The 26606-nt window shown below is 70.7% G+C and carries 24 protein-coding genes and 1 tRNA gene; 10 read left to right on the top strand and 15 right to left on the bottom strand.

All coding sequences use genetic code 11. The features are described from left to right. Positions 1–39: 39 nt before the first annotated feature. On the bottom strand, positions 40–1194 hold the full coding sequence (locus ACZZY9_RS03815; protein ID WP_463463048.1) for an SLC13 family permease: 1155 nt from the start codon (positions 1192–1194) through the stop codon (positions 40–42). A gap of 128 nt (positions 1195–1322) precedes the next feature. Between ACZZY9_RS03815 and ACZZY9_RS03820 the strand changes: the two genes are divergently transcribed. After that, a complete protein-coding gene (locus tag ACZZY9_RS03820) occupies positions 1323–1499 on the top strand; it encodes a hypothetical protein (protein ID WP_192058414.1) in 177 nt (58 codons plus the stop codon). A gap of 87 nt (positions 1500–1586) precedes the next feature. On the opposite strand, the gene ACZZY9_RS03825 is transcribed toward ACZZY9_RS03820, so the two are convergent. Then, the gene (locus ACZZY9_RS03825) at positions 1587–2801 is read right to left on the bottom strand and encodes a mechanosensitive ion channel family protein (RefSeq protein WP_463463049.1); all 1215 of its coding nucleotides are present in this window, start codon (positions 2799–2801) and stop codon (positions 1587–1589) included. Between the two features lie 60 nt (positions 2802–2861). On the opposite strand from ACZZY9_RS03825, the gene ACZZY9_RS03830 reads away from it, so the two are divergent. Continuing rightward, entirely contained in the window at positions 2862–3677 is an 816-nt protein-coding gene (locus tag ACZZY9_RS03830) for an alpha/beta hydrolase (RefSeq protein ID WP_463463050.1), read from the top strand. Positions 3678–3695: 18 nt separating this feature from the next. On the opposite strand, the gene ACZZY9_RS03835 is transcribed toward ACZZY9_RS03830, so the two are convergent. From ACZZY9_RS03835 to ACZZY9_RS03850, 4 genes are all read right to left on the bottom strand, one after another. Further along, positions 3696–3932: a hypothetical protein gene (locus ACZZY9_RS03835; protein ID WP_463463051.1), complete on the bottom strand. Its 237-nt coding sequence runs from the start codon at positions 3930–3932 to the stop codon at positions 3696–3698. A gap of 229 nt (positions 3933–4161) precedes the next feature. Then, positions 4162–5070 carry a glycine betaine ABC transporter substrate-binding protein gene (locus ACZZY9_RS03840; protein ID WP_463463052.1) on the bottom strand — a complete coding sequence of 303 codons (909 nt, stop codon included), beginning with the start codon at positions 5068–5070 and terminating at the stop codon, positions 4162–4164. Positions 5071–5135: 65 nt separating this feature from the next. Then, the gene (locus ACZZY9_RS03845) at positions 5136–6095 is read right to left on the bottom strand and encodes an ABC transporter permease (RefSeq protein WP_463463053.1); all 960 of its coding nucleotides are present in this window, start codon (positions 6093–6095) and stop codon (positions 5136–5138) included. Beyond that, positions 6092–7396, bottom strand: coding sequence for a quaternary amine ABC transporter ATP-binding protein (locus tag ACZZY9_RS03850; RefSeq protein ID WP_192058426.1), 1305 nt, complete (start codon positions 7394–7396; stop codon positions 6092–6094). The genes ACZZY9_RS03845 and ACZZY9_RS03850 overlap by 4 nt, the downstream gene beginning before the upstream one ends. Positions 7397–7885: 489 nt before the next feature. Here ACZZY9_RS03850 and ACZZY9_RS03855 point away from each other — a divergent pair, with 489 nt between their 5' ends. Then, positions 7886–9433 (top strand): amino acid permease, encoded by a 1548-nt coding sequence (locus tag ACZZY9_RS03855; protein ID WP_463463054.1) that lies wholly within the window; start codon positions 7886–7888, stop codon positions 9431–9433. A 289-nt stretch (positions 9434–9722) separates the two neighbouring features. On the opposite strand, the gene ACZZY9_RS03860 is transcribed toward ACZZY9_RS03855, so the two are convergent. After that, a tRNA-Lys gene (locus ACZZY9_RS03860) sits at positions 9723–9795 on the bottom strand. Positions 9796–9892: 97 nt separating this feature from the next. Between ACZZY9_RS03860 and bcp the strand changes: the two genes are divergently transcribed. Then, on the top strand, positions 9893–10363 hold the full coding sequence (gene bcp / locus ACZZY9_RS03865) for a thioredoxin-dependent thiol peroxidase (protein WP_463463055.1): 471 nt from the start codon (positions 9893–9895) through the stop codon (positions 10361–10363). 42 nt (positions 10364–10405) lie between these two features. On the opposite strand, the gene ACZZY9_RS03870 is transcribed toward bcp, so the two are convergent. Beyond that, positions 10406–10864, bottom strand: coding sequence for a hypothetical protein (locus tag ACZZY9_RS03870; RefSeq protein ID WP_463463056.1), 459 nt, complete (start codon positions 10862–10864; stop codon positions 10406–10408). Positions 10865–11031: 167 nt separating this feature from the next. Here ACZZY9_RS03870 and ACZZY9_RS03875 point away from each other — a divergent pair, with 167 nt between their 5' ends. Then, positions 11032–11280: a WhiB family transcriptional regulator gene (locus ACZZY9_RS03875; protein WP_055796236.1), complete on the top strand. Its 249-nt coding sequence runs from the start codon at positions 11032–11034 to the stop codon at positions 11278–11280. A 131-nt stretch (positions 11281–11411) separates the two neighbouring features. Here ACZZY9_RS03875 and ACZZY9_RS03880 read toward each other — a convergent pair whose 3' ends face one another. Continuing rightward, entirely contained in the window at positions 11412–12905 is a 1494-nt protein-coding gene (locus ACZZY9_RS03880; protein ID WP_463463057.1) for a sensor histidine kinase, read from the bottom strand. Positions 12906–13177: 272 nt separating this feature from the next. On the opposite strand from ACZZY9_RS03880, the gene ACZZY9_RS03885 reads away from it, so the two are divergent. Continuing rightward, positions 13178–13549 (top strand): Rv3235 family protein, encoded by a 372-nt coding sequence (locus ACZZY9_RS03885; protein WP_463463058.1) that lies wholly within the window; start codon positions 13178–13180, stop codon positions 13547–13549. 98 nt (positions 13550–13647) lie between these two features. Here ACZZY9_RS03885 and secA read toward each other — a convergent pair whose 3' ends face one another. The 6 genes from secA to mtrA all read right to left on the bottom strand — a co-directional run bounded on the left by secA (position 13648) and on the right by mtrA (position 22424). Further along, positions 13648–16488, bottom strand: a complete 2841-nt coding sequence (secA, locus tag ACZZY9_RS03890; protein ID WP_463463059.1) for a preprotein translocase subunit SecA — start codon at positions 16486–16488, stop codon at positions 13648–13650. A 223-nt stretch (positions 16489–16711) separates the two neighbouring features. Beyond that, entirely contained in the window at positions 16712–17425 is a 714-nt protein-coding gene (hpf, locus tag ACZZY9_RS03895) for a ribosome hibernation-promoting factor, HPF/YfiA family (protein WP_463463060.1), read from the bottom strand. 155 nt (positions 17426–17580) lie between these two features. Beyond that, entirely contained in the window at positions 17581–18228 is a 648-nt protein-coding gene (locus ACZZY9_RS03900) for a ComF family protein (protein ID WP_463463061.1), read from the bottom strand. Positions 18229–18333: 105 nt separating this feature from the next. After that, entirely contained in the window at positions 18334–20022 is a 1689-nt protein-coding gene (locus tag ACZZY9_RS03905) for an LpqB family beta-propeller domain-containing protein (RefSeq protein ID WP_463463062.1), read from the bottom strand. Beyond that, positions 20019–21638, bottom strand: coding sequence for an MtrAB system histidine kinase MtrB (gene mtrB, locus ACZZY9_RS03910; protein WP_243213546.1), 1620 nt, complete (start codon positions 21636–21638; stop codon positions 20019–20021). The genes ACZZY9_RS03905 and mtrB overlap by 4 nt, the downstream gene beginning before the upstream one ends. 105 nt (positions 21639–21743) lie before the next feature. Next, the gene (gene mtrA / locus ACZZY9_RS03915; RefSeq protein WP_463463063.1) at positions 21744–22424 is read right to left on the bottom strand and encodes an MtrAB system response regulator MtrA; all 681 of its coding nucleotides are present in this window, start codon (positions 22422–22424) and stop codon (positions 21744–21746) included. Between the two features lie 152 nt (positions 22425–22576). On the opposite strand from mtrA, the gene ACZZY9_RS03920 reads away from it, so the two are divergent. The 4 genes from ACZZY9_RS03920 (at position 22577) to ACZZY9_RS03935 (ending at position 26606) form a co-directional block, all read left to right on the top strand. Next, a complete protein-coding gene (locus ACZZY9_RS03920) occupies positions 22577–23734 on the top strand; it encodes a hypothetical protein (RefSeq protein WP_463463064.1) in 1158 nt (385 codons plus the stop codon). Then, on the top strand, positions 23731–24402 hold the full coding sequence (locus tag ACZZY9_RS03925) for a DUF4129 domain-containing protein (RefSeq protein WP_463463065.1): 672 nt from the start codon (positions 23731–23733) through the stop codon (positions 24400–24402). Before ACZZY9_RS03920 ends, ACZZY9_RS03925 begins: the two co-directional genes overlap by 4 nt. Further along, positions 24399–25574, top strand: a complete 1176-nt coding sequence (locus ACZZY9_RS03930; protein ID WP_463463066.1) for a DUF4350 domain-containing protein — start codon at positions 24399–24401, stop codon at positions 25572–25574. Before ACZZY9_RS03925 ends, ACZZY9_RS03930 begins: the two co-directional genes overlap by 4 nt. A 78-nt stretch (positions 25575–25652) precedes the next feature. Beyond that, positions 25653–26606 (top strand): AAA family ATPase, encoded by a 954-nt coding sequence (locus ACZZY9_RS03935; RefSeq protein ID WP_192058458.1) that lies wholly within the window; start codon positions 25653–25655, stop codon positions 26604–26606.

Raw genomic sequence — 26606 nt, forward strand, 5'->3', positions numbered from 1 at the left:
CCTCGGATCCGCCGACCCGGCTTCCGCGCCGGCGCCGGGTCAGAGCACGAGCACGGTCGCCACGACGGCGAGCGGCACCGCGACCACCGCGATGCCGAGGCCGGCCAGCATGAACCGGCCCCAGGACACCTCGACGCCCATCGACGAGAGCCGCGAGTGCCAGAGCAGCGTGGCGAGCGACGCCCACGGCGTGACGAGGCAGCCGATGTTGACGCCGATGAGCACCGCCACCAGACGGAGCGGAGACCCGGCCACGGGTTCGAGCGCCAGGTAGGCCGGCAGGTTGTTGGCGAGGTTCGCGGCGGCGGCGCTCCCGCCGGCGAGCCGCAGCAGGTCGGGCAGCGAGTCCCCTCCGCCCACGACCGACCCCAGCAGGTCGGCCAGCCCCAGCGAGTGCGCGGCCTCGACGACCACGAACAGCCCGCCCGCGAAGAGGATCGTGCTCCACGGGACGATGCCCGGTCGGAGCACCGCGCGACGGCGGACGGCGAACGCGACGACGAGCACGAGCGCCGCGCCGGCGGCGGGGATCCAGACCTCCACCCCCGACACCAGCGCCGGCACGAGCAGGGCGGTCACGATCGCCGCTGCACGGAACAGCACGCGGTCGGCCGGCTCCTCCGATTCGGGAGGCGCGAACCGCCCGGTCAGCTGGCGGCGGTACCGCAGGCCGATCGCCGCCACCGGCACCACGACTCCGACGGCCGCCGCGGGTGCCACGAGCGCCGCGAAGGTCAGGGGCGCGGGCGAGCCGAGCTGCCCGAGCGCCAGCAGGTTGGTGAGGTTCGACACGGGCAGGAGCATCGACGCGCAGTTGGCCAGCCACACCGTCGTCAGGGCGAACGGCATCGCCGGCAGGCCGACGTGACGCGCCACGAGAACGACGACGGGCGTCAGCAGCACGGCTGTCGTGTCGAGCGACAGGAACACCGTGCAGGCCACGGCGAGGACGACGACGTAGAGCCACAGCACGACGACGCGCCCGCCGGCGAGCCGCGAGCAGGTGCGCGCCAGCCAGGAGAAGAGCCCCGCCTCGGCGGCGAGCTCGGCGACGACGGTCAGCGCGACGACGAACCCCAGCACGGGCGCGACCCGCTCGACGAGGGCGACCAGCTCGGCGCCGGTGAGGACACCCGCCAGGAACGCCACGAGACCCATGGCGAGGAACACGGCGCCGAGCACGGCAGTGCGCACGGGGACTCCTTCGGAGGGGACGGGACCGGCGATCCGTCCGAACCGGGCGTCGGACAGCTCAACCTACAACCGCCGGACACGACGGGCCGCACCGGATAGCGTGATCACAACGAACACGGGAGCGAACCTTGCGCAAATTCCTTTTCAACGGAGCCATCCTCAGCGCCACCTTCTCGGGCTTCAGCCTGCTGAAGAGCATCACCGCCGGTCCCCGCGACTGGCGACTGCTCCTCACGGCGGTCGCCTGGGCCGCGACGACGGCCATCGCCATCGGCAACGTGGTCGACGCCGCGAACGACGACTAGGTCGAGCGAGCCGATCCGAGCGATCGATTCGAGAAGGAGGCGCGCCCCGGGTGATCGGGGCGCGCCTCCTTCGTCGTCCTCGCGGGGTCAGCGGTCGGGTCGTCCGACCGGGCGCCCGTCGGGTCGGCCGTCGCCGTCGTCGTCCGGGTACTGGATCGGGATCGCCGACGTGAACAGCGCGGTGCGTTCGGTGTCGGCGTTCTCACCGCTGAAGAGGCCGCCGGCCTCGGACGTCGACCGCTTCGGCCGCGCGGGGGCGACCGGCTCGTCGCCGACCATCTGCACCCGCGCGCGCGGGATCGACACGGGGCTCGAGGCGTGCAGCCAGGCGATGAGGTCCTCGCGCACCAGGCAGCGGAGGTCGAACAGGGTCGGGGCGTCCTTCGCGGTGACGAGCACCCGAACCCGCACGTAGCCGCCCGTCGCATCGGTGACCTGCAGCACCTTGACCCGGCCGTCCCAGAGGTCGGTGCCGGCCAGCACCCGGTCGAGCTCGTCGCGCATGTCGCCGGGCTGCACGCGCCAGTCCAGGTCGAACTCGACGGCGCCGAGCAGCTCGCTGTTGCGCCGCGTCCAGTTCTCGAACGGGGTCGTCGTGAAGTAAGTCGACGGGAGCACGAGCCGTCGGTCGTCCCAGATGTGCACCACGACGTACGACAGCGTGATCTCCTCGATCAGGCCCCACTGGCCCTCCACCACCACGACGTCGTCGATGCGGATGGCGTCGCTGAACGCGAGCTGGATCCCCGCGAACACGTTGGCCAGGGTGGACTGCGCCGCGAGACCGGCCACGACCGACACGAGCCCGGCGCTCGCCAGCACGCTCGCTCCGACGGCCTCGACCCCCGGGAACCCCAGCAGGAGGGCGCCGGCCGCGACGATCACGATGAGGGCGACAGTCAGTCGGCGGAGAATCAGCACCTGGGTCCGCACCCGCCGCGCGACCCGGTTGTCGGGCGTGTCGACCCGGTACCGCGACAGACCCAGGTCCTCGAAGAACAGGGCCAGGGCACCGACGAACCACGCGATGACGACGATGACCGTGCAGCGGAACAGCTGCGAGACGGCCTCCTGCCCCGGGTAGTCGGCCCCGAGGAGGCGCGGGAGCGTCGTCGAGAGCGCGATCGTGAGCAGCACCACCAGCAGCGACCATCGGAAGGGGCGGCGCATCCGCGTCACGAACGCCTTGGCCCAGTCTTTCCGGCGGGCGACGAGCGAGAAGACCCAGGCCACGAGGGCGGAGACGACGAAGGTGAGGACGACGGCGACGAGCACCGCGACGGCGAGTTCGATCCAAGGCATCGCACCAGCTTGGTCGACGCCGGCGAGCGGCGCGACCAGGAAGCGGCCAGAATGTCAGGCGTGAGACAACGCACCGACACCCGTGACGAGCCCGCCGACCGCGTCCCCGCATTCCATCGGGGATCACGCTCGCGACGCCTCGTCAAGATCGTCGCGTCGGTGCTCTTCGCCGTCGTCGTCCTGGCCGCGACCGGCTTCTTCACCTGGGCCAAACTGCCCATGTCGGCCACCGCCTCCTCGATCGCCGCCGTCGCGGCCGACCAGGCCGTGACCGTCACCGACCGACCCGACACCGTGGTCATGCGACCGGCCGAGACGCGCCCCCGCGACCAGGGCCTCGTCTTCGTCGCCGGGGCGCGGGTCGACCCGCAGGCCTACGAGCAGGTGCTCTCGGGCGTCGTCCGCACCGGTGTGACGGTCGTGATCGTGCGCCCCGTGCTCGGCTTCGCGATCTTCGACTGGCGGGCACTCAGCGACTTCACCGCGGTCGCCCCCGAGATCTCGCACTGGGCCGTCGGCGGGCACTCGCTCGGCGGGGTCCGGGCCTGCGGCTACGCCGAGAGCGACCCCCGGGTCGACGGTCTCGTGCTGTTCGGGTCGTACTGCGCGACGAACGACCTGTCGGACGACTCCGAGCTGCCCGTGCTCAGCATCGGCGGCAGCGAGGACGGCCTGAGCACCCCGGAGGACATCGAGCGCTACCGTGCGCAGCTGCCCGACGACGCCACGATGGTGCAGATCGAGGGCTCCAACCACGCGCAGTTCGGCGACTACGGCGAGCAGTCGGGCGACGGCACGGCGACCCTGTCGGACGAGGAGGCGCGCAGCCGGATCGACCGCGAGCTGCGGTCGTTCTTCGCGACCATCGGCCCCTAGGGCGGACGCCTCAGCGCCTCAGACCGAGCGCTTCCGCAGCCGCAGCGCTTCGAGCGCCATGCCCTGCGTGGCGTAGCGGCCCACCTCGTCGCCCCAGTGCGGGTTCGTGCCCCGCAGCGCGACGTGCGAGCCGTTCTCGACGCGGATGTGACCGAGCACGCGGTCGGGCGTCGACACCTGCACGAGGTCTGCGGCGATCGACCGGGTGCTGACCCGGGCGTTGCGGCGGACGGCGTCGATGCTGGTGATGCTCACGGGTGGTGCCTCTCGTGCTGATTCCCGGGATGTCCGGGGTGATGGTGCTGACGCATGATGCGATCGCGACGAGACAGACGGTAGTCGCGCCTCCTCGGCAAGGCCCTGACGGTTCGCTGTGCGTAACCCCCGGCCGGTCTGCGTGATTCCGGTGTCCGCCGGTCGGCGCACGACGAGGGCCCCGGACGACGTCGTCGCCCGGGGCCCTCGCGCAGGTGATGCGGTCCGATCAGCTGGTCAGGCCGTCGACGTACTCCTGGTTGTCGTCGATCCAGGTGTTGACGACCTCGGTGTAGTCGCTGCCGTCGACACCGCTGTTGAACATGGCGTTCTCGAGCGACGACAGACGGTCGTTGTCCATCTCGAAGCCCTCGAGCCACTCGGCGAACTGCGGGTGGCTGTCCGTGAAGCTCTTGCCGCCGAACGAGTGGATCCCCTCGGCGTCACCCAGGGTGCCCTTGGGGTCTTCGAGGTCCTTGATCGGGAACGCGTCGTAGGCCCAGTGCGGGCTCCACAGCGTGACGGCGATGTTCTCGCCCGCGTCGGTGGCGCTCTTCAGCTCGGTGAGCATGGCGGCCGTCGACGAGGTCTGCAGGGTCAGGTCGTCGATGCCGTACTCGGGGATCGTCGCGTTCTCGACGGCCGAGGTCAGACCTGCGGCCGGCTCGATGCCGACGATGGTGCCGCCGAACAGGTCGGCGTTCTCGTTCAGCTCGTCGATCGAGTCGATCGGGGCGTCGGCGTTGACCGCGATGGCCAGCTTCGCGCCGTCGTTCCAGGCGCCGAGGTCGGTGAGGTCGTCGCCGAACTTGTCGATGTACTCCTTGTGCGTGACGGGCAGCCAGGTGTCGAGGACGACGTCGTAGTCGTCGGTCGTCAGGCCCTGGTAGACCGGTGCGACGTCGGCCATCTCGAGGTTGACCGTGTAGCCCTGCTCCTCGAGCACGGACTTCCACAGCCAGGATGCGGCGATGCCCTCGTCCCAGCCGTTGAAGACGGCGATGTCGACGACGCTCTGGTCGCCGTTCTCGAGGGTCTCGGTCGACGACGAGCTGCCGGGGGGCGAGCAGGCGGCGAGGCCGAGGACTGCGGAGGTGCCCAGGGCGACCGAGGCTGCGATGGTGGTGCGCTTGTTCATGTGATCCTTTCGGGTGGTGCAGGAGGTGCGGGTCGGCCGATGACGCCGGCCGACCCGCCGGGGTTCTAGACCGACGCGGTGGCGCGCTCGGGCGCCGGTGCGTCGGGGAGCGGGGTGGCGTCGACCTCGGTCTCGGCACCACCGGAGGCGGCGGGAGCGCTGCCGGCGGCGCGCGTGGAGCGCGACGGGCGACGACGGCGGTCCGCGCCGAGGGCCGCCGTCATGCGGTCGAGGATGATCGCGAGGATCACGACCGAGACGCCGGCCTCGGCCCCCAGGGCGACGTCGATGCGGTTGAGGCTCGCGACGATGTCGCCGCCGAGTCCGCCGGCTCCGACCATGCCCGCGATTACGACCATCGAGAGCGACAGCATGATGACCTGGTTGACGCCGGCCATGATGCTCGGCTTCGCGAGGGGCAGCTGGATCTGTCGCAGGATCCGCCACGGCGACGAACCGAACGCCTGGCCGGCCTCGACCACCTCGGTGTCCACCCCTCGGATGCCCAGCTCGGTCAGTCGCACGCCGGGTGCCATGGCGAACACGATGGTGGCCACGATGCCCGGCACGACGCCGACCCGGAACAGCAGCAGAGCCGGGATGAGGTACACGAACGCCGGGGTCGTCTGCATGAAGTCGAGGACGGGGCGGATGATCTGCGACGCGATGGTCGACTTGGCCGCGAGCACGCCGAGGGGGATGCTGATCGCGATCGCGATGGCACCGGCGACGAGCACCAGGGCGAGGGTCGCCATGGCGTTCTCCCACTGGTTGACCGAGCTGATCAGCAGCAGGCCGACGGCCGAGCCGACGGCGAACTTCCAGCCGCGGGCGAAGAACGCCAGAGCGGCGACGACGATCACCACGGCCCAGAACGGAGGCGCGCTGAGGATGTACTCCATCCACTCGTAGAAGAAGAGGAAGACGGCGCGCACGACGTCGAAGAAGCCGCCGAGGTTGTCGGTGATCCAGTCGACGACCGACGACACCCAGCTGCCGAAGGGGATGCGGAGGATGTCGTTCATCGGGTGGCTCCTTCGGTGACCGCGACGGGGGTCTCCTCCGTCGCGAGGGTGGCGTCGAGCTCGCTCTCGGAGAACCGCGTGACGGGTTCGAGCACGGGGATGGGCGAGGTCGTCGTGTCGACGTTGCCGAGGGCGGCGAGCAGCGTGACCCGCGGGATGACGCCGATCAGGCGATCGCGGTCGTCGACCACGGCGATGGGCAGCGGACTCTCGACGGCGAGTTCGAAGAGGTCGACGAGGGCGGCGTCGGGGCCGACCTTGGCGAACTCGGTGTTCACGATCGCCTCGAGGTCGGTGTCGTTCGTCTTGACCTGACGCATGACGTGGCGGTCGCGGACCCAGCCGAGGAGCTTGCGGTCTCGGCCGAGGACGAACAGGGCCGCGGTCTGCAGATCGCGGAGGGTGCGGAGCGCACCCCGGGGGCCGGCGGTCAGCTGCACGACGGCCCGGGCCGGCTCCATGACGCTCGACGCGGTGAGGACCCGCGCCCGGTCGACGTCCTGCACGAACTGTGCGACGTAGTCGTTGGCCGGGTCGGTGAGGATGTCCTCGGGGCTGCCGATCTGGACGATGCGGCCGTCGCGCATGACCGCGATGCGGTCGCCGAGGAACATGGCCTCGTTCAGGTCGTGCGTGATGAAGACGATGGTCTTGCCGAGCTTCGCCTGCAGCTCGAGCAGCTGCTCCTGCATCTCGCGACGGATCAGCGGGTCGAGAGCGCTGAACGCCTCGTCCATCAGCAGGATGTCGGTCTCGGCTGCGAGCGCTCGGGCCAGGCCGACGCGCTGCTGCATGCCGCCGGAGAGCTCGCTCGGGAGCTTGTCCTCCCAGCCGGCGAGACCGACGATCTCGGTCACCTCGCGGGCCTTGGCCAGACGCTTCGCCTTGGCGACGCCCTGCACCTCGAGGCCGTAGGCGACGTTGTCGATCACGGTCCGGTGCGGGAGCAGCGCGAAGTGCTGGAACACCATGGAGACGTGCTTCCGCCGGACGGCGCGCAGCTCCTTCGCGGGGACGTCGGAGATGTTCGACCCCGACACCTCCACGGAGCCCGAGGTCGGCTCGAGCAGGCCGTTCAGCATGCGGATGAGGGTCGACTTGCCGCTGCCCGACAACCCCATGACGACGAAGATCTCGCCGGGCTGCACGTCGAACGACGCATCGATGACGGCTGCCGTGCCGAAGGCCGAGGCGTCGGCGCGGCTGGCGCCGGACTCGAGGCGGGTGACCGCTTCTCGGGGGCGGCGTCCGAAGACCTTGTAGAGGTTCTTCGCACGCACGGCGGGTGGTGTCGTTGTCATGGGCTCTCCGCGGGCACGCCGGTGGACGCCTTCCGCTCGGGCAGGCGCGCCGTCGGCGGCGTTCTGGTCGGGCGGACGGGTCGACGGCGCATGCGGGACGGTCCGGCTCAAGCATCGTGATCCGAGATGCGAACCTGTACCCCACTGGTGCGGTCATGGGACCGGCACCGGCGCCACCAGACCATACGGCGACCGGGATCCGATACTGCCGGACCGCCGATCAACGCGTCCTGATGATGACGGGCCCACCGGAGCGGGCCTCGACGACCGTAGCGAACATGTGTCGCTCATCCCAACCCGCACCCCCCTCCGGAGGGACCGGACGTGTACCCCGATCCCCTCCGATCGCCGTGTTCATGGGCATCGACATCGTGGCCGTTTCGTTACACGCACTGCACCTCCGAGGGCCGTCGTCCGCAGAGCGAGGGTCCCCCGACATGCCGACCTCCCGATGTGCGCGAACTGCAGACTCGGGCCTACCCTCTCGGCATGAGCGCATCTGACGGAGACCGCGGCCCGGCCGCGCACCCGGACACCGTCCCCCAGGACTTCAGCCACGAGCAGGAGGGGTTCCAGCACGGTCTGAAGCCCCGGCAGCTGCAGATGATCGCCATCGGCGGCGCCATCGGGACGGGGTTGTTCCTCGGCGCCGGCGGGCGGCTGGCGACGGCGGGGCCCTCTCTCGCGATCGTCTTCGCGATCTGCGGCGTGTTCGCGTTCTTCATCCTGCGCGCGCTCGGCGAGCTGGTGCTGCACCGCCCCTCCTCGGGATCCTTCGTCTCGTACGCCCGCGAGTTCTACGGCGAGAAGTTCGCCTACGCGGCGGGCTGGATGTACTTCCTGAACTGGGCGATGACGGCGATCGTCGACGTCACCGCCGTGGCCCTGTACCTGCAGTACTGGAAGGCCTTCACGGCCGCCCCCGAGTGGCTGCTGGCCCTCGTGGCCCTGGCCGTCGTGCTGTCGGTGAACCTGCTGGCCGTGAAGGTGTTCGGCGAGATGGAGTTCTGGTTCGCGATCGTCAAGGTCGCCGCGCTCGTGATCTTCCTGGTGGTCGGGGTCGTCTGGCTCGCCGCGGCGTTCCCGGTGACCCACGACGGCGCGGCCGTCGACACCGGATGGTCGGTGGTCGCCGCGAGCGGGATCCTGCCGAGCGGTCTGCTGCCGGCGGTGCTCGTCGTGCAGGGCGTCGTCTTCGCGTACGCCGCGATCGAGCTGGTCGGAACCGCGTCGGGCGAGACCGAGAACCCGGAGAAGGTGGTGCCGCGGGCGATCAACACGGTGATCATCCGGATCGCGGTCTTCTACGTCGGCTCGCTGGTGCTCCTGTCGCTGCTGCTGCCGTACACCGCGTACGCCGAGGGCGAGAGCCCGTTCGTCACGTTCTTCAGCAGCATCGGCAGCCCCGAGGTGGGTCGCATCGCCGGGTCGATCATGAACTTCGTGGTCGTGACGGCCGCGCTGTCGAGCCTGAACGCCGGGTTGTACTCGACGGGTCGCGTGCTCCACTCGATGGGGATGAACGGTTCGGCCCCGAAGTTCACGACGAAGATGTCGAAGGGCGGGGTGCCGTTCGGCGGGATCCTGCTGACGGCGTCCATCACGCTGCTCGGCGTCGGCCTGAACGCGATCGTCGGCGCGAGTGCGGCGTTCGAGATCGTGCTGAACATCGCGTCGCTCGGCATCCTGACCGCATGGGGCACGATCATCCTCTGCCAGATGCGCCTCCGCCGTTGGGCGAAGGAGGGCAAGGCGAAGGAGCCCTCGTTCCGCCTGCCGGGTGCCCCGGTCACGAGCTACCTGACGTTGGCGTTCCTCCTCGCCGTGGTCGTGCTGATGGCGATCGACTGGCCGATCGGCTCGTTGACGGTGATGTCGCTCGTGGTGATCATCCCGCTGCTGATGCTCGGCTGGCACCTGCAGCGCGATCGCATCCTCGCCGCCGCGCGCCTCCGCGAGGGCATGACCGGCCCGTATCCCGTCACGGGCCGCGACGCCGCGGCGCAGCACCCCCGTCCGGGCGACGACCGCCCGTAGCGCCACTCCCCCGCCGCGAGCGGGACGGACTCCGCCCCCTCCGTCCCGCTCCCGCGCCCCCAGCCCCCGCGACGAGCGAAGCGACGTCGCCCCGTCCCCACCCCGCGGCCAGCGAGGCGAAGCCGCACCGCGACGAGCGAAGCGACGTCGCCCCCGAGCAACACGCACCTGGCGGCAAAGCACCCCCACCCCGCGCGGCCCCAGGCCGCACGTCGGCGGAGCCGACCAGACCGGCACGACGAAAAATCCCCCGCTTCATCGACTGATGAACACGGGGGACACATTTTCGTGCACCCCCTCGGACTTGAACCGAGAACCCACTGATTAAGAGTCAGTTGCTCTGCCAATTGAGCTAGAGGTGCGCGCCGCGGTATGCCCCGCAACGAGGACCAACATTAGCATGAGTTCTGACCCCACTTGAACACACGGGCGCCTCGCGCGCCTGCAGATCGGAGCATCATGGCCACGAGACTCGAGAAGGGCGCCCCGGCGCCGACCTTCACCCTGGACGACGAGAGCGGTTCGCCGGTCTCGCTGGCGGACTTCGCGGGGCAGAACGTCATCGTGTACTTCTACCCGGCGGCATCGACGCCCGGCTGCACGACCGAGGCGTGCGACTTCCGCGACAACATCAATTCGCTGAAGTCGGCCGGCTATCAGGTGCTCGGCGTGTCGAAGGACGCCCCGGAGGCGCTCCGCCGATTCAAGGACGAGCAGGGCTTGAACTTCCCGCTGCTGAGCGACCCCGAGCTCACGGTGCACGAGGCCTACGGCGCCTACGGCGAGAAGAACAGCTACGGACGCATCGTCACCGGCACCATCCGTTCGACGTTCGTCGTCGACGGAGAGGGCGCCGTCGTGCTGCCGCTCTACAACGTGAAGGCGACGGGGCACGTGGCGTCGCTGCGGAAGAAGCTCGCGCTCGACTGACCCCGATCCCTGATGCCGCCCCGCGCCTCCTGCGCCATCCGGTCAGTAGGTGCGGGGCGGCACCTCGTCGCGGCGGGACGTGGCAGCCACCACCGACGGGGTGAGCAGCAGCACGACGACGAGCACGGCCGGCACGATGAGCCAGAGGCCGATGGTCGGGTTGGCGAACGTGCCCTGCAGGCTGCCGACGCCGACCGCGATCTGCAGCACCTGCCACACGATGGCCGCACCGCGGATCCAGGCTCGACCACGGAAGGCGCCGACGACGATGGAGCCGATCCAAGCGGTCGCCATCAGGGTCAGCACGAGCACGGCGACGGCCGACGCGTACGACGACGGCGTCTCGACGACGAGTTCGACGAGGAGATAGCCGGCGGCGGACGCCACGACGGCGAGCTCGCCGACGAGGAGCACGATCAGCAGCCACAGCAGGGCGGGGCGCCGCCGGTCGGCAGACGGATCTGTCGGCGTCGCCGGGTCGTTCTCAGCCGCTCCGCTCATGCGTCGCCCTCCACAAAATCCTTGATTTGGCCGTACCAGTATGCGACCATATTCGAGGTCGAAGTGACGTGCACACGGCCGTGCGCGCCTCCCGAATTCTTTCTCTTTCCCCCATCCGGAACCGGTGCTTCGTTGCGCCGGTTCAGCATTTAAAGGAGTACCCATCGATGGATTGGCGTGACAAGGCCGCCTGCCTGACCGCAGACCCGGAGCTGTTCTTCCCCGTGGGCAACACCGGCCCCGCCGTCGACCAGATCGACAAGGCGAAGACCGTCTGCGGCCGGTGCACCGTCACCGAGACGTGCCTGCAGTACGCGCTCGAGACCAGCCAGGACTCCGGCGTCTGGGGCGGCCTCAGCGAAGACGAGCGCCGCGCGCTCAAGCGCCGCGCCGCTCGCGCCCGCCGCGCCAGCTAGACGACCTCGCCGTCGGGTGGCCTCGGCCATCCGGACGGCGCATGAGAGGCCGGCTCCCCCACGGGGAGCCGGCCTCTCTTCGTCGTCTCAGGAGGCGCTGACAGCCGCTCTCAGGGAGCCCTCACCGCCGATCAGGGCTGCGTGAGCCAGCGGAACGGGATCTCGATGGTGACCTCGGTGCCGCTGCCGACGAGCGTGTGCCAGTCGATGGTGCCCCCGAGCTCGCCCTGGATGAGCGTGCGGACGATCTGGGTGCCGAGCCCGGAGCCGACCTTGCCCTCGGGGAGACCCACGCCGTTGTCGCGCACCTTGACGGTCAACTGCTCGTCGTCGCGTTCGGCGACGATCTGCACCTCGCCGTCGCGACCGTCGAGACCGTGCTCGACGGCGTTCGTGACGAGCTCGGTCAGCGCCAGCGCCAGCGGGGTGGCGTACTCGCTCGGCAGCGCACCGAAACTGCCCACCAGCGCGGGTCGGACCGTCGTGTTGTGACTCGAGGCGACCTCGGCGATGAGCATCAGGACGCGATCGAAGACGGTGTCGAAATCGACGTTCTGGCTCAGCCCCTCGGACAGCGTGTCGTGAACCACGGCGATGGAGGCCACCCGGCGCATGGCCTGCGTCAGGGCCTCGCGGGCGACATCGGTGTGCGTCCGGCGGGCCTGGATGCGGAGCAGCGACGCCACCGTCTGCAGGTTGTTCTTCACACGGTGGTGGATCTCGCGGATCGTGGCGTCTTTGGTGATCAGCTCGCGCTCCTGGTGCCGCAGCTCCGTGACGTCGCGGCAGAGGACGATCGCGCCCATCCGCTCACCACGGTCGCGCAGCGGGATGGCCCTCAGCGAGACCGTCACGCCGCGAGCCTCGATGTCCGTCCGCCACGGGGCGCGCCCGGTGACGACCAGAGGCAGCGACTCGTCGATGACGAGCTTGCCCTGCAGCAGGTTCGTGGTGACCTCCGCCAACGACTCGCCCTCGAGCTCGCCGTCGAAGCCCATCCGGTTGAAGGCCGACAGGCCGTTGGGACTCGCGAAGGTGACCGTACCGTCGACGTCGAGCCGGAGCAGCCCGTCGGAGGCGCGGGGGGCGCCCCGACGAGGCCCGGTGGGCGCACCCAGGTCGGGGAAGTCGCCCGCGGCGATCATGGCGAAGAGGTCGTTGGCGCACTGATTGAAGGTCAGCTCCTGACGACTCGGGGTGCGGGCCTCGCTGAGGTTCGTGTGCCGTGTGATGACGGCGATCGGAGCCTCGGTCACGTCGGGGCGGCTGGCGCCGAGGCGACGCAGCACGGGGACGGCCCGGACTCTGGTCGGGGTCTCTTCGTACCAGTCGGGGGCCGCCGAGTCGACTATGCGGGTCGACGAGAAGGCCGAGTCGATCTGCACCCGCCACTCGGGCCGGACCTCCTGGCCTACGAAGTCGCGATAGAAGAGCGTCGCACTGCTCGACGGCCGCGCATGGGCGACGGCCACGAAACTTCCCGTCTGGGTCGGGACCCACAGGACCATGTCGGCGAACGCCAGGTCGGCCAGCAGCTGCCAGTCGCCGACGAGCAGGTGCAGCCACTCGATGTCCGCTTCGCTGGAGCGGCCCTGGGCGAGTACGAGATCACTGAGCGTCGACACCGCCCCAGTCTAAGTCGAGCCGCGATCACGGAAAATCGGTGCGACACGAGTTCTCCACAGATCGGCCTGTCCCTAGCAAATCAATACCGAATGTCATATGTTGTGTTCGTCCGAGCCGCTTTCACGAAAGTTCGAGCACCATGCCACGTTCCTCACCAGCCACCCCTTCGCCCCGCATCGAGCCAGAGCCCGGGGGCGGCGACACGCCGACGAAGACGATCGCCCCCACGCGCCATCTCAGCGCCGTCGAGGGTTGCGGGGCACTCGCCGCAGTGTCGCCAGACTCCCTGTCGTCGAATGTCCGACCCATCACCGCCGAAGCCGCCGTCGAGGCCCTGGCCAGATCGGTGCTGGAGGTCATGGCGGGCGCCCGCGACATCGACCAGCTCGCGAGATGGGTCACCGCCGACGTCTTCGCCACGCTGCGCAACCGGGTCAGGGTCTCGACTCAGGCTCGACTCGCCCACGGCGTCCGCAGGCATCGACCGGTGCTGCGATTCGGGCGAGTCCACATCGCCGAGCCCTCCCCCGGCATCGTCGAGGCGGTCGTCGTCGTCCACGGTCGTGGCCGCAGCCGCGGCGTGGCCGTGCGTCTCGAGACCGTCCGAGGTCGTTGGCGCGCCAGCGCCCTGCACATCCTCTGAGCGACAGAGCGACATCCGCCAGAGCGGACCAGCAGACGATAGAAGGAGGCGCACCCGCCTGAGCGGGTGCGCCTCCTCTCTGCTGCTCGACCCGACGTCTAGTCGGAGGCCTTCTTGCCCGCGGCGCGGCGCTCGGCCCGGTTCACGGGCGCGGGCTCGTCGCCCCCGGTCTTCTGACCGAAGGCGCCCTTGCCCGCCGCGGCCGGTGCCGGACCGCTCGCGGCGCGTGCCGCGGCGACCTCGGGGGCGGTCGTGCGCTCGGCGGTGTCCTGCTGCCGCTGGGCACGCGCCGTCGCCGCCTTCTCGAGACGACCCTTCTGGTCGCGCACCTCCACCTCGCCGTCGATGTTCGGGGCCGAGTACTCGAGCGCAGGCGGGGCCTGCTCGTTGCCGAGACCCTTCGCGGCGATGACCGGTGCCTTCTGGGAGTCGACCTGCCCCTGGACCTCGACCTCGAGGTTGAACAGGAAGCCGACGGACTCCTCGCGGATCTGGCCCATCATGCTCTGGAAGAGCGCGTAGCCCTCGCGCTGGTACTCGACCAGCGGGTCGCGCTGCGCCATGGCACGCAGACCGATTCCGTCTTTCAGGTAGTCCATCTCGTACAGGTGGTCGCGCCATCTGCGGTCGATGACCGACAGGACGACACGGCGCTCCAGTTCGCGCATGGCCGCCTCGCCGAGCGACTCCTCCCGGGTCTTGTACGCCACCTTGGCGTCGGAGAGGATCTCCTGGCCGAGGAAGTCGCGGGTGGCCTTGCCCTTCGAGCCGGCCTCCGTGATGACCTCGTCGATCGTGATCGAGATCGGGTACAGCGTGCGGCAGCTCGTCCACAGCGCGTCGAGGTCCCAGTCGTCGGGGCTGCCCTCGCCGGTGTGCTGGTCGATGACCTCGTTGACCACGTCGTCCAGGAACTTGGAGGCGCGGTCCTGGAGGTCGTCGCCCTCGAGGATGTGCCGACGGTCGCCGTAGATGGCCTCGCGCTGACGGTTGAGGACGTCGTCGTACTTGAGGACGTTCTTGCGGATCTCGGCGTTGCGCGACTCCACCTGCGACTGCGCCGACCGGATGGCGCGTCCGACGATCTTGTTCTCGATCGCGAGGTCGTCGGGCACATTGCCCCGACCCATCAGCGACTCGGCCGCGCCCGAGTTGAACAGACGCATGAGGTCGTCGGTCAGCGACAGGTAGAAGCGGCTCTCCCCCGGGTCGCCCTGACGTCCGCTGCGCCCGCGCAGCTGGTTGTCGATGCGGCGCGACTCGTGGCGCTCCGTCCCGAGGACGTACAGCCCGCCCGCCTCGATGACCTTCGCGGCCTCTTCGGCCACGGCCTCTTTATGCGACGCGAAGACGGCGTCCCATGCGGCCTCGTACTCGTCGGGGGTGTCGACCGGGCTGAGACCCTTGGCGTTCATCTCCGCCACCGCGAGGAACTCCGCGTTGCCACCGAGCATGATGTCGGTACCGCGACCGGCCATGTTGGTGGCCACGGTGACGGCCCCGGCCCGGCCCGCCTGGGCGACGATCGCAGCTTCGCGGGCGTGGTTCTTGGCGTTCAGGACCTCGTGCTTGACGCCCTTCTTGGCGAGGAGACGAGAGAGGTACTCGCTCTTCTCGACGCTCGTCGTGCCGACCAGCACGGGCTGGTTCTTCGCGTGACGCTCGACGATGTCTTCGACGACCTGGTCGAACTTGGCCGTCTCGTTCTTGTAGACGAGGTCGGTCTGGTCGATGCGCTGCATCGGACGGTTCGTCGGGATGGGGACGACACCGAGCTTGTAGGTGCTCATGAACTCGGCGGCCTCGGTCTCGGCCGTACCCGTCATGCCCGAGAGCTTCTTGTAGAGGCGGAAGTAGTTCTGCAGGGTGACCGTGGCGAGCGTCTGGTTCTCGGCCTTGACCTCGACCCCCTCCTTCGCCTCGATCGCCTGGTGGATGCCCTCGTTGTAGCGGCGCCCGCTCAGGATCCGGCCGGTGTGCTCGTCGACGATCAGGACCTCGCCGTTGATGACGACGTAGTCCTTGTCGCGCTTGAACAGCGCGTCGGCCTTGATCGCGTTGTTGAGGAACGAGATGAGCGGCGTGTTGGCCGACTCGTACAGGTTGTCGATGCCGAGGTAGTCCTCGACCTTCTCGATGCCGGGCTCGAGCACGCCGACGGTGCGCTTCTTCTCGTCCACCTCGAAGTCGACACCCGACACGAGACGGCGGGCGATGGTCGCGAACTCGGCGAACCAGCGGTTCGCCTCACCGCTGGCCGGACCGGAGATGATGAGCGGCGTCCGGGCCTCGTCGATGAGGATGGAGTCGACCTCGTCGACCACGGCGAAGAAGTGGCCGCGCTGGACCATGTCCTGTGACTGCCACGCCATGTTGTCGCGTAGGTAGTCGAAGCCGAACTCGTTGTTGGTGCCGTACGTGATGTCGGCGGCGTACTGCTCGCGACGCTGCGCCGGGGTCTGACCGGCGAGGATGCAGCCCGTGGTCATGCCGAGCGCACGGAACACCCGGCCCATCAGCTCGGACTGGTAGCTGGCGAGGAAGTCGTTGACGGTGATCACGTGCACGCCGCGCGAGGCGATCGCGTTCAGGTAGGCAGCGGTCGTCGCGACGAGGGTCTTGCCCTCACCGGTCTTCATCTCCGCGATGTTGCCCAGGTGCAGGGCGGCGCCGCCCATCAGCTGGACGTCGAAGTGCCGGAGGCCCAGCGTCCGCTTGGAGGCCTCGCGGACGGCGGCGAACGCCTCGGGCAGCAGATCGTCGAGCGACTCCCCGCCCGCGTATCGCTCGCGCAGCTCGACGGTCTCGTTCTTCAACTCGTCGTCGGTGAGCGTGGTGAAGTCGTCTTCGAGTTCGTTGACGGCTTTGGCGTACGCCTTGAGCCTGCGGAGGGTACGGCCCTCGCCGACGCGAAGGACCTTCTCGAGAACGTTGGCCACCGGTTACTCCCTGTGTTTCGGTCGAGCACGCGAAGAGACCCGCGCACCCCGTGAGGCGGGCCCGAGGGCCTCGCCGGGATCGGCTCGACCCGCGGACGGACGAGCACAGAATGGTAACAAGACTAGCGGCCGCGGCCCTGGGAGCCGGCAAGGCGAGAGCCTCGTCGTCTCCGCAGGGCCGCGGCCGCGTCGGGGCCCGCTTCGCGGGGCCCCGTGGGTCCGATCAGCCGGCCAGACCCGCCCGGAGCGCCGTGGCGACCTCCTGCAGCTCGGGGGCCGACTGGTCGAGGCCGATGACGCCGTAGTCCCAGCCCTTCCGGCGGTAGACCACGCTCGGCCGATCGGTCTCGGAGTCGATGAAGAGATAGAAGTCGTGCCCGACCAGCTCCATGTAGTAGAGCGCGTCGTCGACCGTCATGGGCGTCGATGCGAACACCTTCGAGCGGATCACGACGGGGCAGTACTCCTCCTCCGCCTCGGCGGCCGAGGTCGCCGCGTCGTCGTCGGAGACGACCGCGACGGCGCCCGTGCGGACGGCGTCGAGGGTCTCGGCGGCGGCCGGCGTCACGCCGTGCGTGCTGAAGTCGGACGTCGCCGCCTCGTGCAGCGACGTTGGTCGGTGCTGACCCCGGTGCACCTTCTTGCGGTCTTTGGCGCGGCGGACCCGTTCGAGCAGACGCGCGATGGCGAGATCGAACGCGACGTACTTGTCGCCGGCCGTCGACTCGGCGCGCACGAGCGGACCCGGTCCGATGAGGGTGAGCTCGACGCGGTCGTCTCCCGCCTGACCGCTCGACTTCTCGTGGTGCCTCGAGACCTTGATCTCGAGTGCCAGGGCTTTGGTGGCGAGTTGCGCCACCTTGTCGGCCTTGTCAGTGGCGTAGTCGCGGAAACGATCGGTGATCCCGACGTTTCGACCCGTGACGGAAATTTCCATGACGACCTCCTTTGGCTAAGACGTGCCGCCTGTCAGCCAGGCGAGTGTTCTTTCACGCCGTTTGCCCCACCGTAACCGTGACGGCCCCCGCCCGTCACCCCGTGTCCACCGAGTCGCACGTTCTCCAGCGGATTCGAATGCCCGCGGGCGATCGGTCACAGCCGTCTCCCGGTGAGCGGCGTGGACGCCAGACAGGCCGCCCCGACGACCGTCGCCCCGTTCGTCACGAGCGCCCGTTCCGCCTCGAGCAGCGTCGATCCCGTCGTGACGACGTCGTCCACGAGCAGCACGCGACGTCCTGTCAGATCGGCGGCAGCCCGGAGGCTGCCCAGTCGATCGCGATGCCGCTGCACCCGGTCGCGATGCTTCTGCGAACCACCCGCACCGACGACGGACTTCAGGAGGCGCGGTGCGAGGACCAGCCCCGCCTCCCGGGCGAGCAGACCCACGGGATCGAACCCGCGCCTCCTGAGGCCCGCCCTCGAGGCCGGCACAGCGACGAGCGACGGCGGCGCACCCGGCGGGCAGGCCTCGGCGAGCGCCGCCCGCAGAGCGGGGGCGAGCCATCGCGCGAGCCTTAGCCTGCCCTGCTGCTTGAAGGCGATGACCGCGCGGCGCACCTCGAACTCGTAGTCGAGCCCCGACACCACCCGGAGTCCGGTGACGAGGGTGCGTGATCGGACCGCCGGCTCCAGTCGCACGCGGCAGTCGCTGCAGAGTTCGACGTCGGGCGCAGCGCACCCCGCGCAGGCCACCGGGGACACGACGGACAGGGCCTCGCGGAGGGCGGTTCGAGTCGTCATGCACCCAGCGTGCCCGGCCCGCCGGCGGGGTCCGCGCCGCGACGGGAGTCGTCCACAGCAGGCGCGGACCTCGGCCCGCCGGGGAGGAGTGACGCCGGGTCGGGATCAGCGCTGGGTGCCGAGCAGATCGGCTCGGACGCCGCTGTCCTGCCAGCTGCTGCCGCGGGGCTCGAGCACAGTCCCGTCGGAGGTGCGGACCTGCAGACGGGCGAGACCGTTGCCGCCGACGATCGTGTCGGGGTCGCCGGGCGGCCTGCCCCGCGAGGTGGCCGGTCCGCCGACCTCGGAGACGGTGACCTGGGGTTCGTCACCCGCTCGGGTGAGGACGGCGACCGACGACTGATCGGCCCAGGTCGCGTCGACGGGCACCCCCGTGGGAGCCGCCAGCTCGAGCGCGTCGCCGAGGGCCGTGGGGATGCCGTCGGCGTCTCGGACGACGGCGGCGACGAGGATGCGCGCGTCACCGTCGTCGTCGAGGAGGGCGAGGACGCGGGTGCCGTCGCGCGAGACGCGGAGGGCGACCACGTCGGCGCCGCCCGGCAGCGACGAGACGACCCGGTGCGACACGCCGTCGGCGCCGATGGCGCGGAGACCCTCGGGGTCGCTCTCGGGGACGCTCCAGACGAAGCCCCGGTCGTCGAGCGTCGGCGGCACGAGACCGGGGCGCGCGTCGAGGAGGCGCGTGCTGCCGTCGACCCTCGCGAGCACGGCCCCCTCCGGGGTCGCGACGGCGGCGGAGGACTGGTCTCCGGACAGCTCGACGGACGTCGCGCCGAGATCGGCCACGGCGGACGACAGCCCGTCGAGCTCGCTCACCGAGCTCCGCGACGCGAAGCCGAGGACCCCGTCGGCGACGACGAGGGGACGCGCGTCGACGGTCGGATCTCTGAGGGGCGAGTCGGAGCCCAGGTCGGGCACCTCGAGCACCGTCGACTCGACGCTCAGCTCGACCCTCGTGATCGCGGCGACGCTGGAGAAGCTCGCCAGCAGCTGCGCCTGCATGCGGGCCCGGGCGTCCGCCCCGGCCCCGAGGGCGTCGGCCGTGAGGTCGACCCGTGCCGTGCCGTCCTCCACGGTGATGGCGGTGAGCGACAGTCTCGTGCCGTCGGGGAACGCCGAGACGACGGCGCCCTGCAGCCACGGCGACGGACCGGAGAGCAGCGCGCTGGCGATGCGCGTGCCCGTGGAGGAGCGCGCCAGGAACCACCGTTCGTCGGGGACCAGGTAGGTGAAGGTCGGGTCGTAGAAGTAGACCGAGTGGGCGCGGAACACCGACTGGAAGGTCGCCGGGGTGAGCACGATCCCGTCGGGCGCGTCGCTGATGCGCCACTGGCCGTCCTCCTGCACGAACCGGTAGCCGAGCGTCGTGGGGACGGACGACGTCGCGGGGGCGTAGCGCCCGTCGTCGTCGACCGTCGCCGAGTCGACGAACGTGTAGTCGAGCTCGGTGTCGGAGACCCGGGTCGTGGTGCCCGTCCCCGGGCGGATGGTGACGCTCGCCCGAGGGTCCCAGCCGTCGGCGAACCCCGTCGAGAGGAACTGCCGCGCGACGGCGTAGTCGTTCTGCGGCCCGGTGCCCGCGGCGAGGAAGCCGTTGAGGAGCTGCTCCTGCGAGCTGCCGACGGAGGGGCCGTTCGGCGTGTAGACGACGTCGCTGTCGACCACGTCGCTCGTGATCGACTCGCCCTGCTGAACGGAACCGTTGTCGGGGATGCCCGCGCAGCCGACGAGCACGGCGACGACCGAGGCGGCCACGGCGAGGGCCACTGGGCGTCGGGAGGTCCGACTGGTCATGAGAGTCCTTCCGGTCGGATCGGCAGGGGCCAGGAGTCGACCGGCCGCCCGACGACGCGGGGCAGCGTCATGACGAAGCGGCTGCCCTCGCCGGGTCTCGACCACACGTCGATGCGCCCGCCGTGCAGCACGGCGTCCTCCAGGCTGATCGCCAGCCCGAGACCCGTGCCCCCGATCGTCCGACGGCGTGACGGGTCGGCACGCCAGAAGCGGTCGAAGACGCGCTCGGCGTCGGCCTCGGTCATGCCCACCCCGTGATCGTGGACGGCGATCGCGACGGAGTCGGGGTCGGAGTCGACTTCGACGGTGATCGGGCGTCCCTCGCCGTGCTCGATCGCGTTGCCGAGCAGGTTGCGGAAGATGCGGCGGACGCGACGGGCGTCGACCTCCGTCTCGAAGTAGCCGCCCCGGGCGACGATCTCGATCTCGCTGCCCGTCTCGGCCGCCAGGGGCTCGTACTCGGCGACGCCGTCCTCGACGAGTCGCACGAGGGTGATGCGCTCGAGCTCGAGCTCGACGGCTCCCGCGTCGAACCGGGAGATCTCGAGGAGGTCGGCGAGGAGCAGCTCGAAGCGGTCCACCTGGGTGTGCAGCAGCTCGGTGGTGCGCGCCGCCGACGGGCTGAAGCCCTCGCGCTGGTCGTAGAGCACGTCGCCGGCGAGGCGGATGGTGGTGAGCGGAGTCCGCAGCTCGTGCGACACGTCGCTGACGAAGCGCTGCTGCACCCTCGACAGCTCGGCGAGCTGCGAGATCTGCCTCTGCATGGCGTCGGCCATGCCGTTGAACGACCGCCCGAGCGTCGCCACGACGTCCTCGCCCTTCTCGGGGATGCGCTCCTCGAGATGACCGGCGGCGATCTTCTGGCTCGTCTCGGCCGCCACCCGCACGGGGGCGACGACGAGCCGGACGACGGCGTACGTGATGAGGGCGATCAGCGCGACGAGGGCGATCGAGCCGATGGCGAGGGTGCGCTGCATCAGGGCGAGGGTGGCCTCGGCGTCGCCGAGGTCGTACACGAGGTAGAGCTCGTACTGGCCCGCGGTGGGCACCTGCAGGGTCGAACCGACGGCGATCCCCGGCGCCGCGCCTCCTGAGGTCGACGCCAGCGACACCGACTGCAGGGCGAGCGACCCGGTGTCGGCGGCCACCTGCCGACGGAGGTCGGACGTGATGACGTCCGCCGGGAAGTCGGGGCTGGCGATGTTCTGGATGGTGCGGGCGGTGGTCTGACCCGGCGTGCGGAGGATGGCGATGCGGGTGCCGCCCGGGCTCGACGTCGAGCCGAGGATCGCGCTCTGGGCCTCGTTCTGCAACGAGTCGAGCTCGACCTGGTCGGCGTCTTCGGTGGCCGTCGCCGAGTCGAAGATGCTCTGCGCCAGCAGGGTCGCCCGCAACGACTCGGACTGCACCTGGTCGCGGCGCTGATCGAACAGGTTCGCGCCGATGCTGACCGAGATCGACGCCGCGATGATCGACGCGCCCACCCCCGCGAGCACCACGGTGAGGGCGACGGTGCGGAGCTCGAGCGACGACCGCCAGACGTGGCTCAGCCGGCGACCCACGACGGCGAGCCGCCGGACCGTCGCCCCGGGGAGGGCAAGGCGGGGCGACGTCATGGCCCGGCTGCGCCCACGGGGACCCGGGGGCCCGTCGAACCGGCGGAGCCCTCCGAGCTCGTGGAGCTCATGGACCTCACGGGCGACCGCGGCCCGGGCACGCCATCACGCGCTCGAACCGGCCCGGTACCCCACGCCGCGCACGGTCGTGACGATGCGCGGGTTGTCGGGATCGTGCTCGACCTTGGCCCGGAGGCGCTGCACGTGGACGTTCACCAGGCGCGTGTCGGCCTTGTAGTGGTAGCCCCAGACCTGCTCGAGCAGCATCTCGCGCGTGAACACCTGCTGGGGCTTCGACGCCAGGGCGAGAAGCAGCTCGAACTCGAGCGGCGTCAACGGGATCGCCGTCTCGCCGCGTCGAACCTCGTGGGCGGCGACGTCGACGCGCAGGTCGCCGACGGTCAGGACGTCGTTGGTGGGCTCGGTCGCGGGGCGCAGGCGCGTGCGGATGCGGGCGACGAGCTCTTTCGGGTTGAACGGCTTGACCACGTAGTCGTCGGCGCCGCTCTCGAGGCCCTTGACCACGTCGACCGTGTCGCCCTTGGCGGTCAGCATGATGATCGGGACGCCGCTCTCGGCGCGGATCGCGCGGCAGACCTCGAGGCCGTCCATGCCCGGCAGCATCAGGTCGAGCAGCACGAGGTCGGGGCCCGAGTTGTGGAAGGCGTCGAGCGCCGCGCTGCCGTCGCTGCAGAAGTGGGGCTCGAACTCGTCGGCCCGGAGGACGATGCCGATCATCTCGGCCAGAGCGGGGTCGTCGTCGACCACGAGGATGCGCGGGGTCATGGTCTCCGTCTTCGGGATGGGCCGCTCGGAAGGCGGCACGTCGGATCAGATTACTGCAGGAGGCGCGCATCGGCTGGCACCCTCGCCTCCGCTATGGAAACATGGCGGGAGACGCGAGGACGACCTCGGCGGTGGACGACCCGGGGGGACGAATGACCGATCCGAACGACTGGGCCGCCCCCGGTGGCGCCGACGACGGCCCTCGCTGGGGCGAACGCGTCGCCCCGGAATCCGCGCCGCTCCCCCCGCAGGCCGGCTGGACCCCTCCGGCCAAGCCCGGTCTCGTGCCGCTGCGCCCGCTCACCTTCGGCGAGATCCTCGGGGCGTCGTTCCAGGTCTTCCGACGCAACCCCCGGACGACGTTCGGGACGGCGCTGCTCGCCCAGGTCGTCGTCGCGATCGTCACGGCGGGCGCCGTCGGCGCGGCGACGTTCGCCGCCTTCGATCGGATCGACTCGGCCCGAGACTCGGATCTCGAGACGGTGACCTCGGGCGCCGTCGCCCTGATCCTGCTCTCGGCGCTCGTCCCGGCCGCCCTGTCGCTCGTCGTGAGCTCGGTCCTCCAGGGGCTCTTCGTGCTGGAGACCTCGCGGCAGATCCGGGGCGAGCGTCTCCGGCTGGGCGGTCTGCTGGCCCTCGCCAGGGGGCGCATCGGGGCGCTGATCGGCTGGTCGGCCCTCGTCGCCCTGGCGACGATCGTCGCCCTGGGGGTCGTCGCCGCGATCGTCACCCTCGGTGTCGTCATCGGGACGGGCCCCAGCATCGGCATCGGCATCGGCGCCGGCCTGCTCGCGGGGCTCGGAGCCACGGCCCTCGGTGTCTGGCTCACGGTGCGGCTGTGCCTCGTGCCGAGCACGCTCATGCTCGAGCGCACCACGCTGCGCACCGCCGTAGCCCGATCGTGGTCGCTCGTGCGCGGCGACTTCTGGCGGACCTTCGGCATCGTCGCTCTCGTCTTCGTCATGATCCAGGTCGCCGCGCAGGTGGTCGCGACCCCGTTCTCGATCCTGTTCGCCCTGCTCGGGGGCACTCTCGCGCCCACGGGCGACACCCTCGATCCGACCTCGCTCGTCGTCACGGGCATCGGCTACCTGCTGACCATCCTCGTGACCTCCGTGGTGACGGCGATCGGCTCGGTCGTCCAGGCCGCCTCGGTCGGTCTCGTCTACGTCGACCGCCGCATGCGTCTCGAGGGTCTCGATCTCGAGCTGGCGCGGAGCATGGACGAGCGCGCCTCCGACCCGACCGGCCTCGACCCGTTCCGCACCCCGAGCGACGCGCACGACCACGCGGGGGCGTCCTCTCGGTGATCACGACGACGGCGTCGGCCGCCGCCCCGCTGCTGCCCGAGCCCGACGACGCCCGGCGCGCGCTGGTCCGCGAACTGACCGGCGCCGACTACGTGGCCGCTCGACCGACCTGGCTCGACCGCGCGGCGCAGTCCTTCTGGGACTGGATCGAGGGCATCCGGTTCGGCGGGGTCGACGGCGCGCCGGCGGCCGGGCTCCTCGTCGCCCTGATCGTCCTGGTGGGTGTCGTGGTCGTCGTCTTCGTCGTCTACGGCAGACCCCGGCTCGACCGCCGGTCGGCCTCATCGGGATCCGTGTTCGGGGTCGACGACGAGCGCGACGCCGACACCCTGCGCCGCGCCGCCCGGGCGGCCGCCGCCCGAGGCGATCACGCGACCGCGATCGCCGAGGCGTTCCGCGGTCTGACGCGGGCCCTCGTCGACCGCGGATTGATCGAGACGTCCCCGGGCACGACGGCGAACGGCGTGGGCCGACGCGCCTCGGCGGTGTTCCCCGAGCACGAGCGGGCCTCCAGGGCCGCGGCCCGGGCCTTCGACGAGGTCCGCTATCTGGGTCGCGCCGGCTCCGAAGACGACTACCTGGCCGTCGCCGAGCTCGATCGGATCCTGTCGAGCGAGCAGCCCCCTGCACGGTCCGCCGGCCACGACACGGTACGGGCGGACGCATGAGCGTCGTCACCCCCACGCTCGGGGCCCGACTGCGTTCGGCGCGGGTCTGGATCGCCCTGGCGGCCGTGGCCCTCGCCGGCGCGGTGGTCGTCACCCTCCTCGGGGTGGGCGGCGGGACGGGCGGACGAGCGCTCGGGCCCGAGAACGCCGCTCCGGCCGGAGCGAAGGCCGTCGTCGAGGTGCTCCGAGACCAGGGCGTCGGCGTGACGGTGACGACGTCGCTGTCCGACACCCTGGCCAGCTCGACCGACCCGAGCCGCACCGCGATCGTCGTCGACGACGCCGACGGATTCGTCACCGACTCGCAGTGGGCACGACTCGCCGATACCGGGGCCTCGCTCGTGCTGCTCGCCCCTTCTCAGACGGCGCTCGACTCCGTCGCACCCGGGGTGACGGAGGCAGGCCCGTCCGAAGACGGCGTCGTGGCGCCCCGCTGCGACGTCGAGATCCTGTCGCGCGTCGACCGGGTCGACGCCGGCGGGGTCGCCTACGCGATCGACGACTCCGGCTCGCGCGACTCCGACACGGCCGCGTGTCTCCCCAGCGACGCCGGTCTCGGTCTCGTCGAGCTCGCCCGGCCCGACGCGACGATCACGGTCGTCGGGGCGACCACGGCGCTCACCAACGAGGCGGTCGGCTCGGACGACAACGCCGCCTACGCCCTCGCACTGCTCGGCGGGTCACCCGAGCTCGTCTGGTACCTGCCGAGTGCGACCGATCTGCCCGAGGGCCAGGGCACCCTCGCCACGCTCACCCCGTCATGGGTCACCCCGGCGCTCGTCGTCCTGCTGCTCACCGGCGTCGCTGCGATGGTCTGGCGGGGCCGCCGCCTCGGCCCCCTCGTCGTCGAGCGACTGCCGGTCACCGTGAAGGCGGCCGAGACCACCGAGGGGCGGGCACGGCTGTACGAGAGATCCGGCGACCGACGGCACGCCCTCGACCAGCTGCGCATCGGGACGCTGGGACGCCTCGCACGCGTCACCGGGCTGGCCGCCGGCGCGTCGGTCGACGAGATCGTCGACCGGGTCGCACCGCTGGTCTCGGCCCCGCCGGCGGCTCTGCGCCACGTCCTCCTCGACGCCGACCCGTCCGACGACCGCGAGCTCCTCTCGCTCAGCGACGCGCTCCTCGATCTGGAGCGGGCCGTGCGGGCGGCGGTGGCTCCCTCGTGACCGGCACCGCGCCTCCTCGGCTTCCCCCGCGCCTCCCCCATCCGCAGACGACCACCACCACCCGGAGAAGAGCACGACATGACCTCAGACCTCCAGCAGACCTTCTCGCGAGTCCGCGTCGAAGTCGGCAAGGCCGTCGTCGCCCAGGACGGCGCCGTCACCGGTCTCATCGTCACGCTGCTCGCCCAGGGGCACGTGCTGCTCGAGGGCGTGCCGGGCGTCGCGAAGACCCTGCTCGTGCGCGCCCTCGGCCACTCGATGTCGCTCGACACCTCGCGCGTGCAGTTCACCCCCGATCTGATGCCCGGCGACATCACGGGCTCGCTCGTCTACGACGCGAAGGCCGGCGAGTTCGAGTTCCGACCGGGGCCCGTCTTCACGAACGTGCTCCTGGCGGACGAGATCAACCGGACGCCGCCGAAGACCCAGTCCGCACTTCTGGAGGCGATGGAGGAGCGCCAGGTCTCGGTCGACGGGGTCAGCCGTCCCCTCCCGACCCCCTTCATCGTGGCGGCGACGATGAACCCGATCGAATACGAGGGCACGTACACGCTGCCCGAGGCGCAGCTCGACCGCTTCCTGATGAAGCTGACTCTCGATCTGCCCCCGCGCGACGCCGAGGTCGAGGTGCTCGGTCGACACGCGGCGGGCTTCTCGCCCCGCGACCTGCGGGCGGCGGGGGTCACGCCCGTCCTCGGCCCCGACGACCTCGCCCGGGCCCAGGCCGAGGTCGGCCGGGTCGGGGCCTCCCCCGACGTGCTCGCCTACATCGTCGACCTGGCCCGCGCGACCCGTGAGAGCCCGTCGGTCGTCGTCGGCGTGAGCCCGCGCGGCTCGACCGCACTGCTCGCGGCGGCGAAGGCCTGGGCCTGGCTGACGGGCTTCGACCGCATCACCCCCGACCACGTGCAGGCCATGGCGCTGCCGGTGCTCAGGCACCGGCTGAAGCTGCGCCCCGAGGCCGAGCTGGAGGGCGTCGACGCCGACAGCGTCGTCCGATCGGTCCTGCAGCAGGTCAGGGTGCCGATCTAG

The sequence above is a fragment of the Frigoribacterium sp. AC394 genome (genome assembly GCF_979258095.1).

Excerpts from the sequence above, each read along its gene's own strand:
- ACZZY9_RS03825 (WP_463463049.1), bottom strand. The coding sequence starts at position 2,801 with ATGCCTTGGATCGAACTCGCCGTCGCGGTGCTCGTCGCCGTCGTCCTC.
- ACZZY9_RS03840 (WP_463463052.1), bottom strand. The coding sequence starts at position 5,070 with ATGAACAAGCGCACCACCATCGCAGCCTCGGTCGCCCTGGGCACCTCC.
- ACZZY9_RS03845 (WP_463463053.1), bottom strand. The coding sequence starts at position 6,095 with ATGAACGACATCCTCCGCATCCCCTTCGGCAGCTGGGTGTCGTCGGTC.
- ACZZY9_RS03850 (WP_192058426.1), bottom strand. The coding sequence starts at position 7,396 with ATGACAACGACACCACCCGCCGTGCGTGCGAAGAACCTCTACAAGGTC.
- ACZZY9_RS03855 (WP_463463054.1), top strand. The coding sequence starts at position 7,886 with ATGAGCGCATCTGACGGAGACCGCGGCCCGGCCGCGCACCCGGACACC.
- bcp (WP_463463055.1), top strand. The coding sequence starts at position 9,893 with ATGGCCACGAGACTCGAGAAGGGCGCCCCGGCGCCGACCTTCACCCTG.
- ACZZY9_RS03870 (WP_463463056.1), bottom strand. The coding sequence starts at position 10,864 with ATGAGCGGAGCGGCTGAGAACGACCCGGCGACGCCGACAGATCCGTCT.
- ACZZY9_RS03875 (WP_055796236.1), top strand. The coding sequence starts at position 11,032 with ATGGATTGGCGTGACAAGGCCGCCTGCCTGACCGCAGACCCGGAGCTG.
- hpf (WP_463463060.1), bottom strand. The coding sequence starts at position 17,425 with ATGGAAATTTCCGTCACGGGTCGAAACGTCGGGATCACCGATCGTTTC.
- ACZZY9_RS03900 (WP_463463061.1), bottom strand. The coding sequence starts at position 18,228 with ATGACGACTCGAACCGCCCTCCGCGAGGCCCTGTCCGTCGTGTCCCCG.
- ACZZY9_RS03905 (WP_463463062.1), bottom strand. The coding sequence starts at position 20,022 with ATGACCAGTCGGACCTCCCGACGCCCAGTGGCCCTCGCCGTGGCCGCC.
- mtrB (WP_243213546.1), bottom strand. The coding sequence starts at position 21,638 with ATGACGTCGCCCCGCCTTGCCCTCCCCGGGGCGACGGTCCGGCGGCTC.
- mtrA (WP_463463063.1), bottom strand. The coding sequence starts at position 22,424 with ATGACCCCGCGCATCCTCGTGGTCGACGACGACCCCGCTCTGGCCGAG.
- ACZZY9_RS03920 (WP_463463064.1), top strand. The coding sequence starts at position 22,577 with ATGACCGATCCGAACGACTGGGCCGCCCCCGGTGGCGCCGACGACGGC.
- ACZZY9_RS03930 (WP_463463066.1), top strand. The coding sequence starts at position 24,399 with ATGAGCGTCGTCACCCCCACGCTCGGGGCCCGACTGCGTTCGGCGCGG.
- ACZZY9_RS03935 (WP_192058458.1), top strand. The coding sequence starts at position 25,653 with ATGACCTCAGACCTCCAGCAGACCTTCTCGCGAGTCCGCGTCGAAGTC.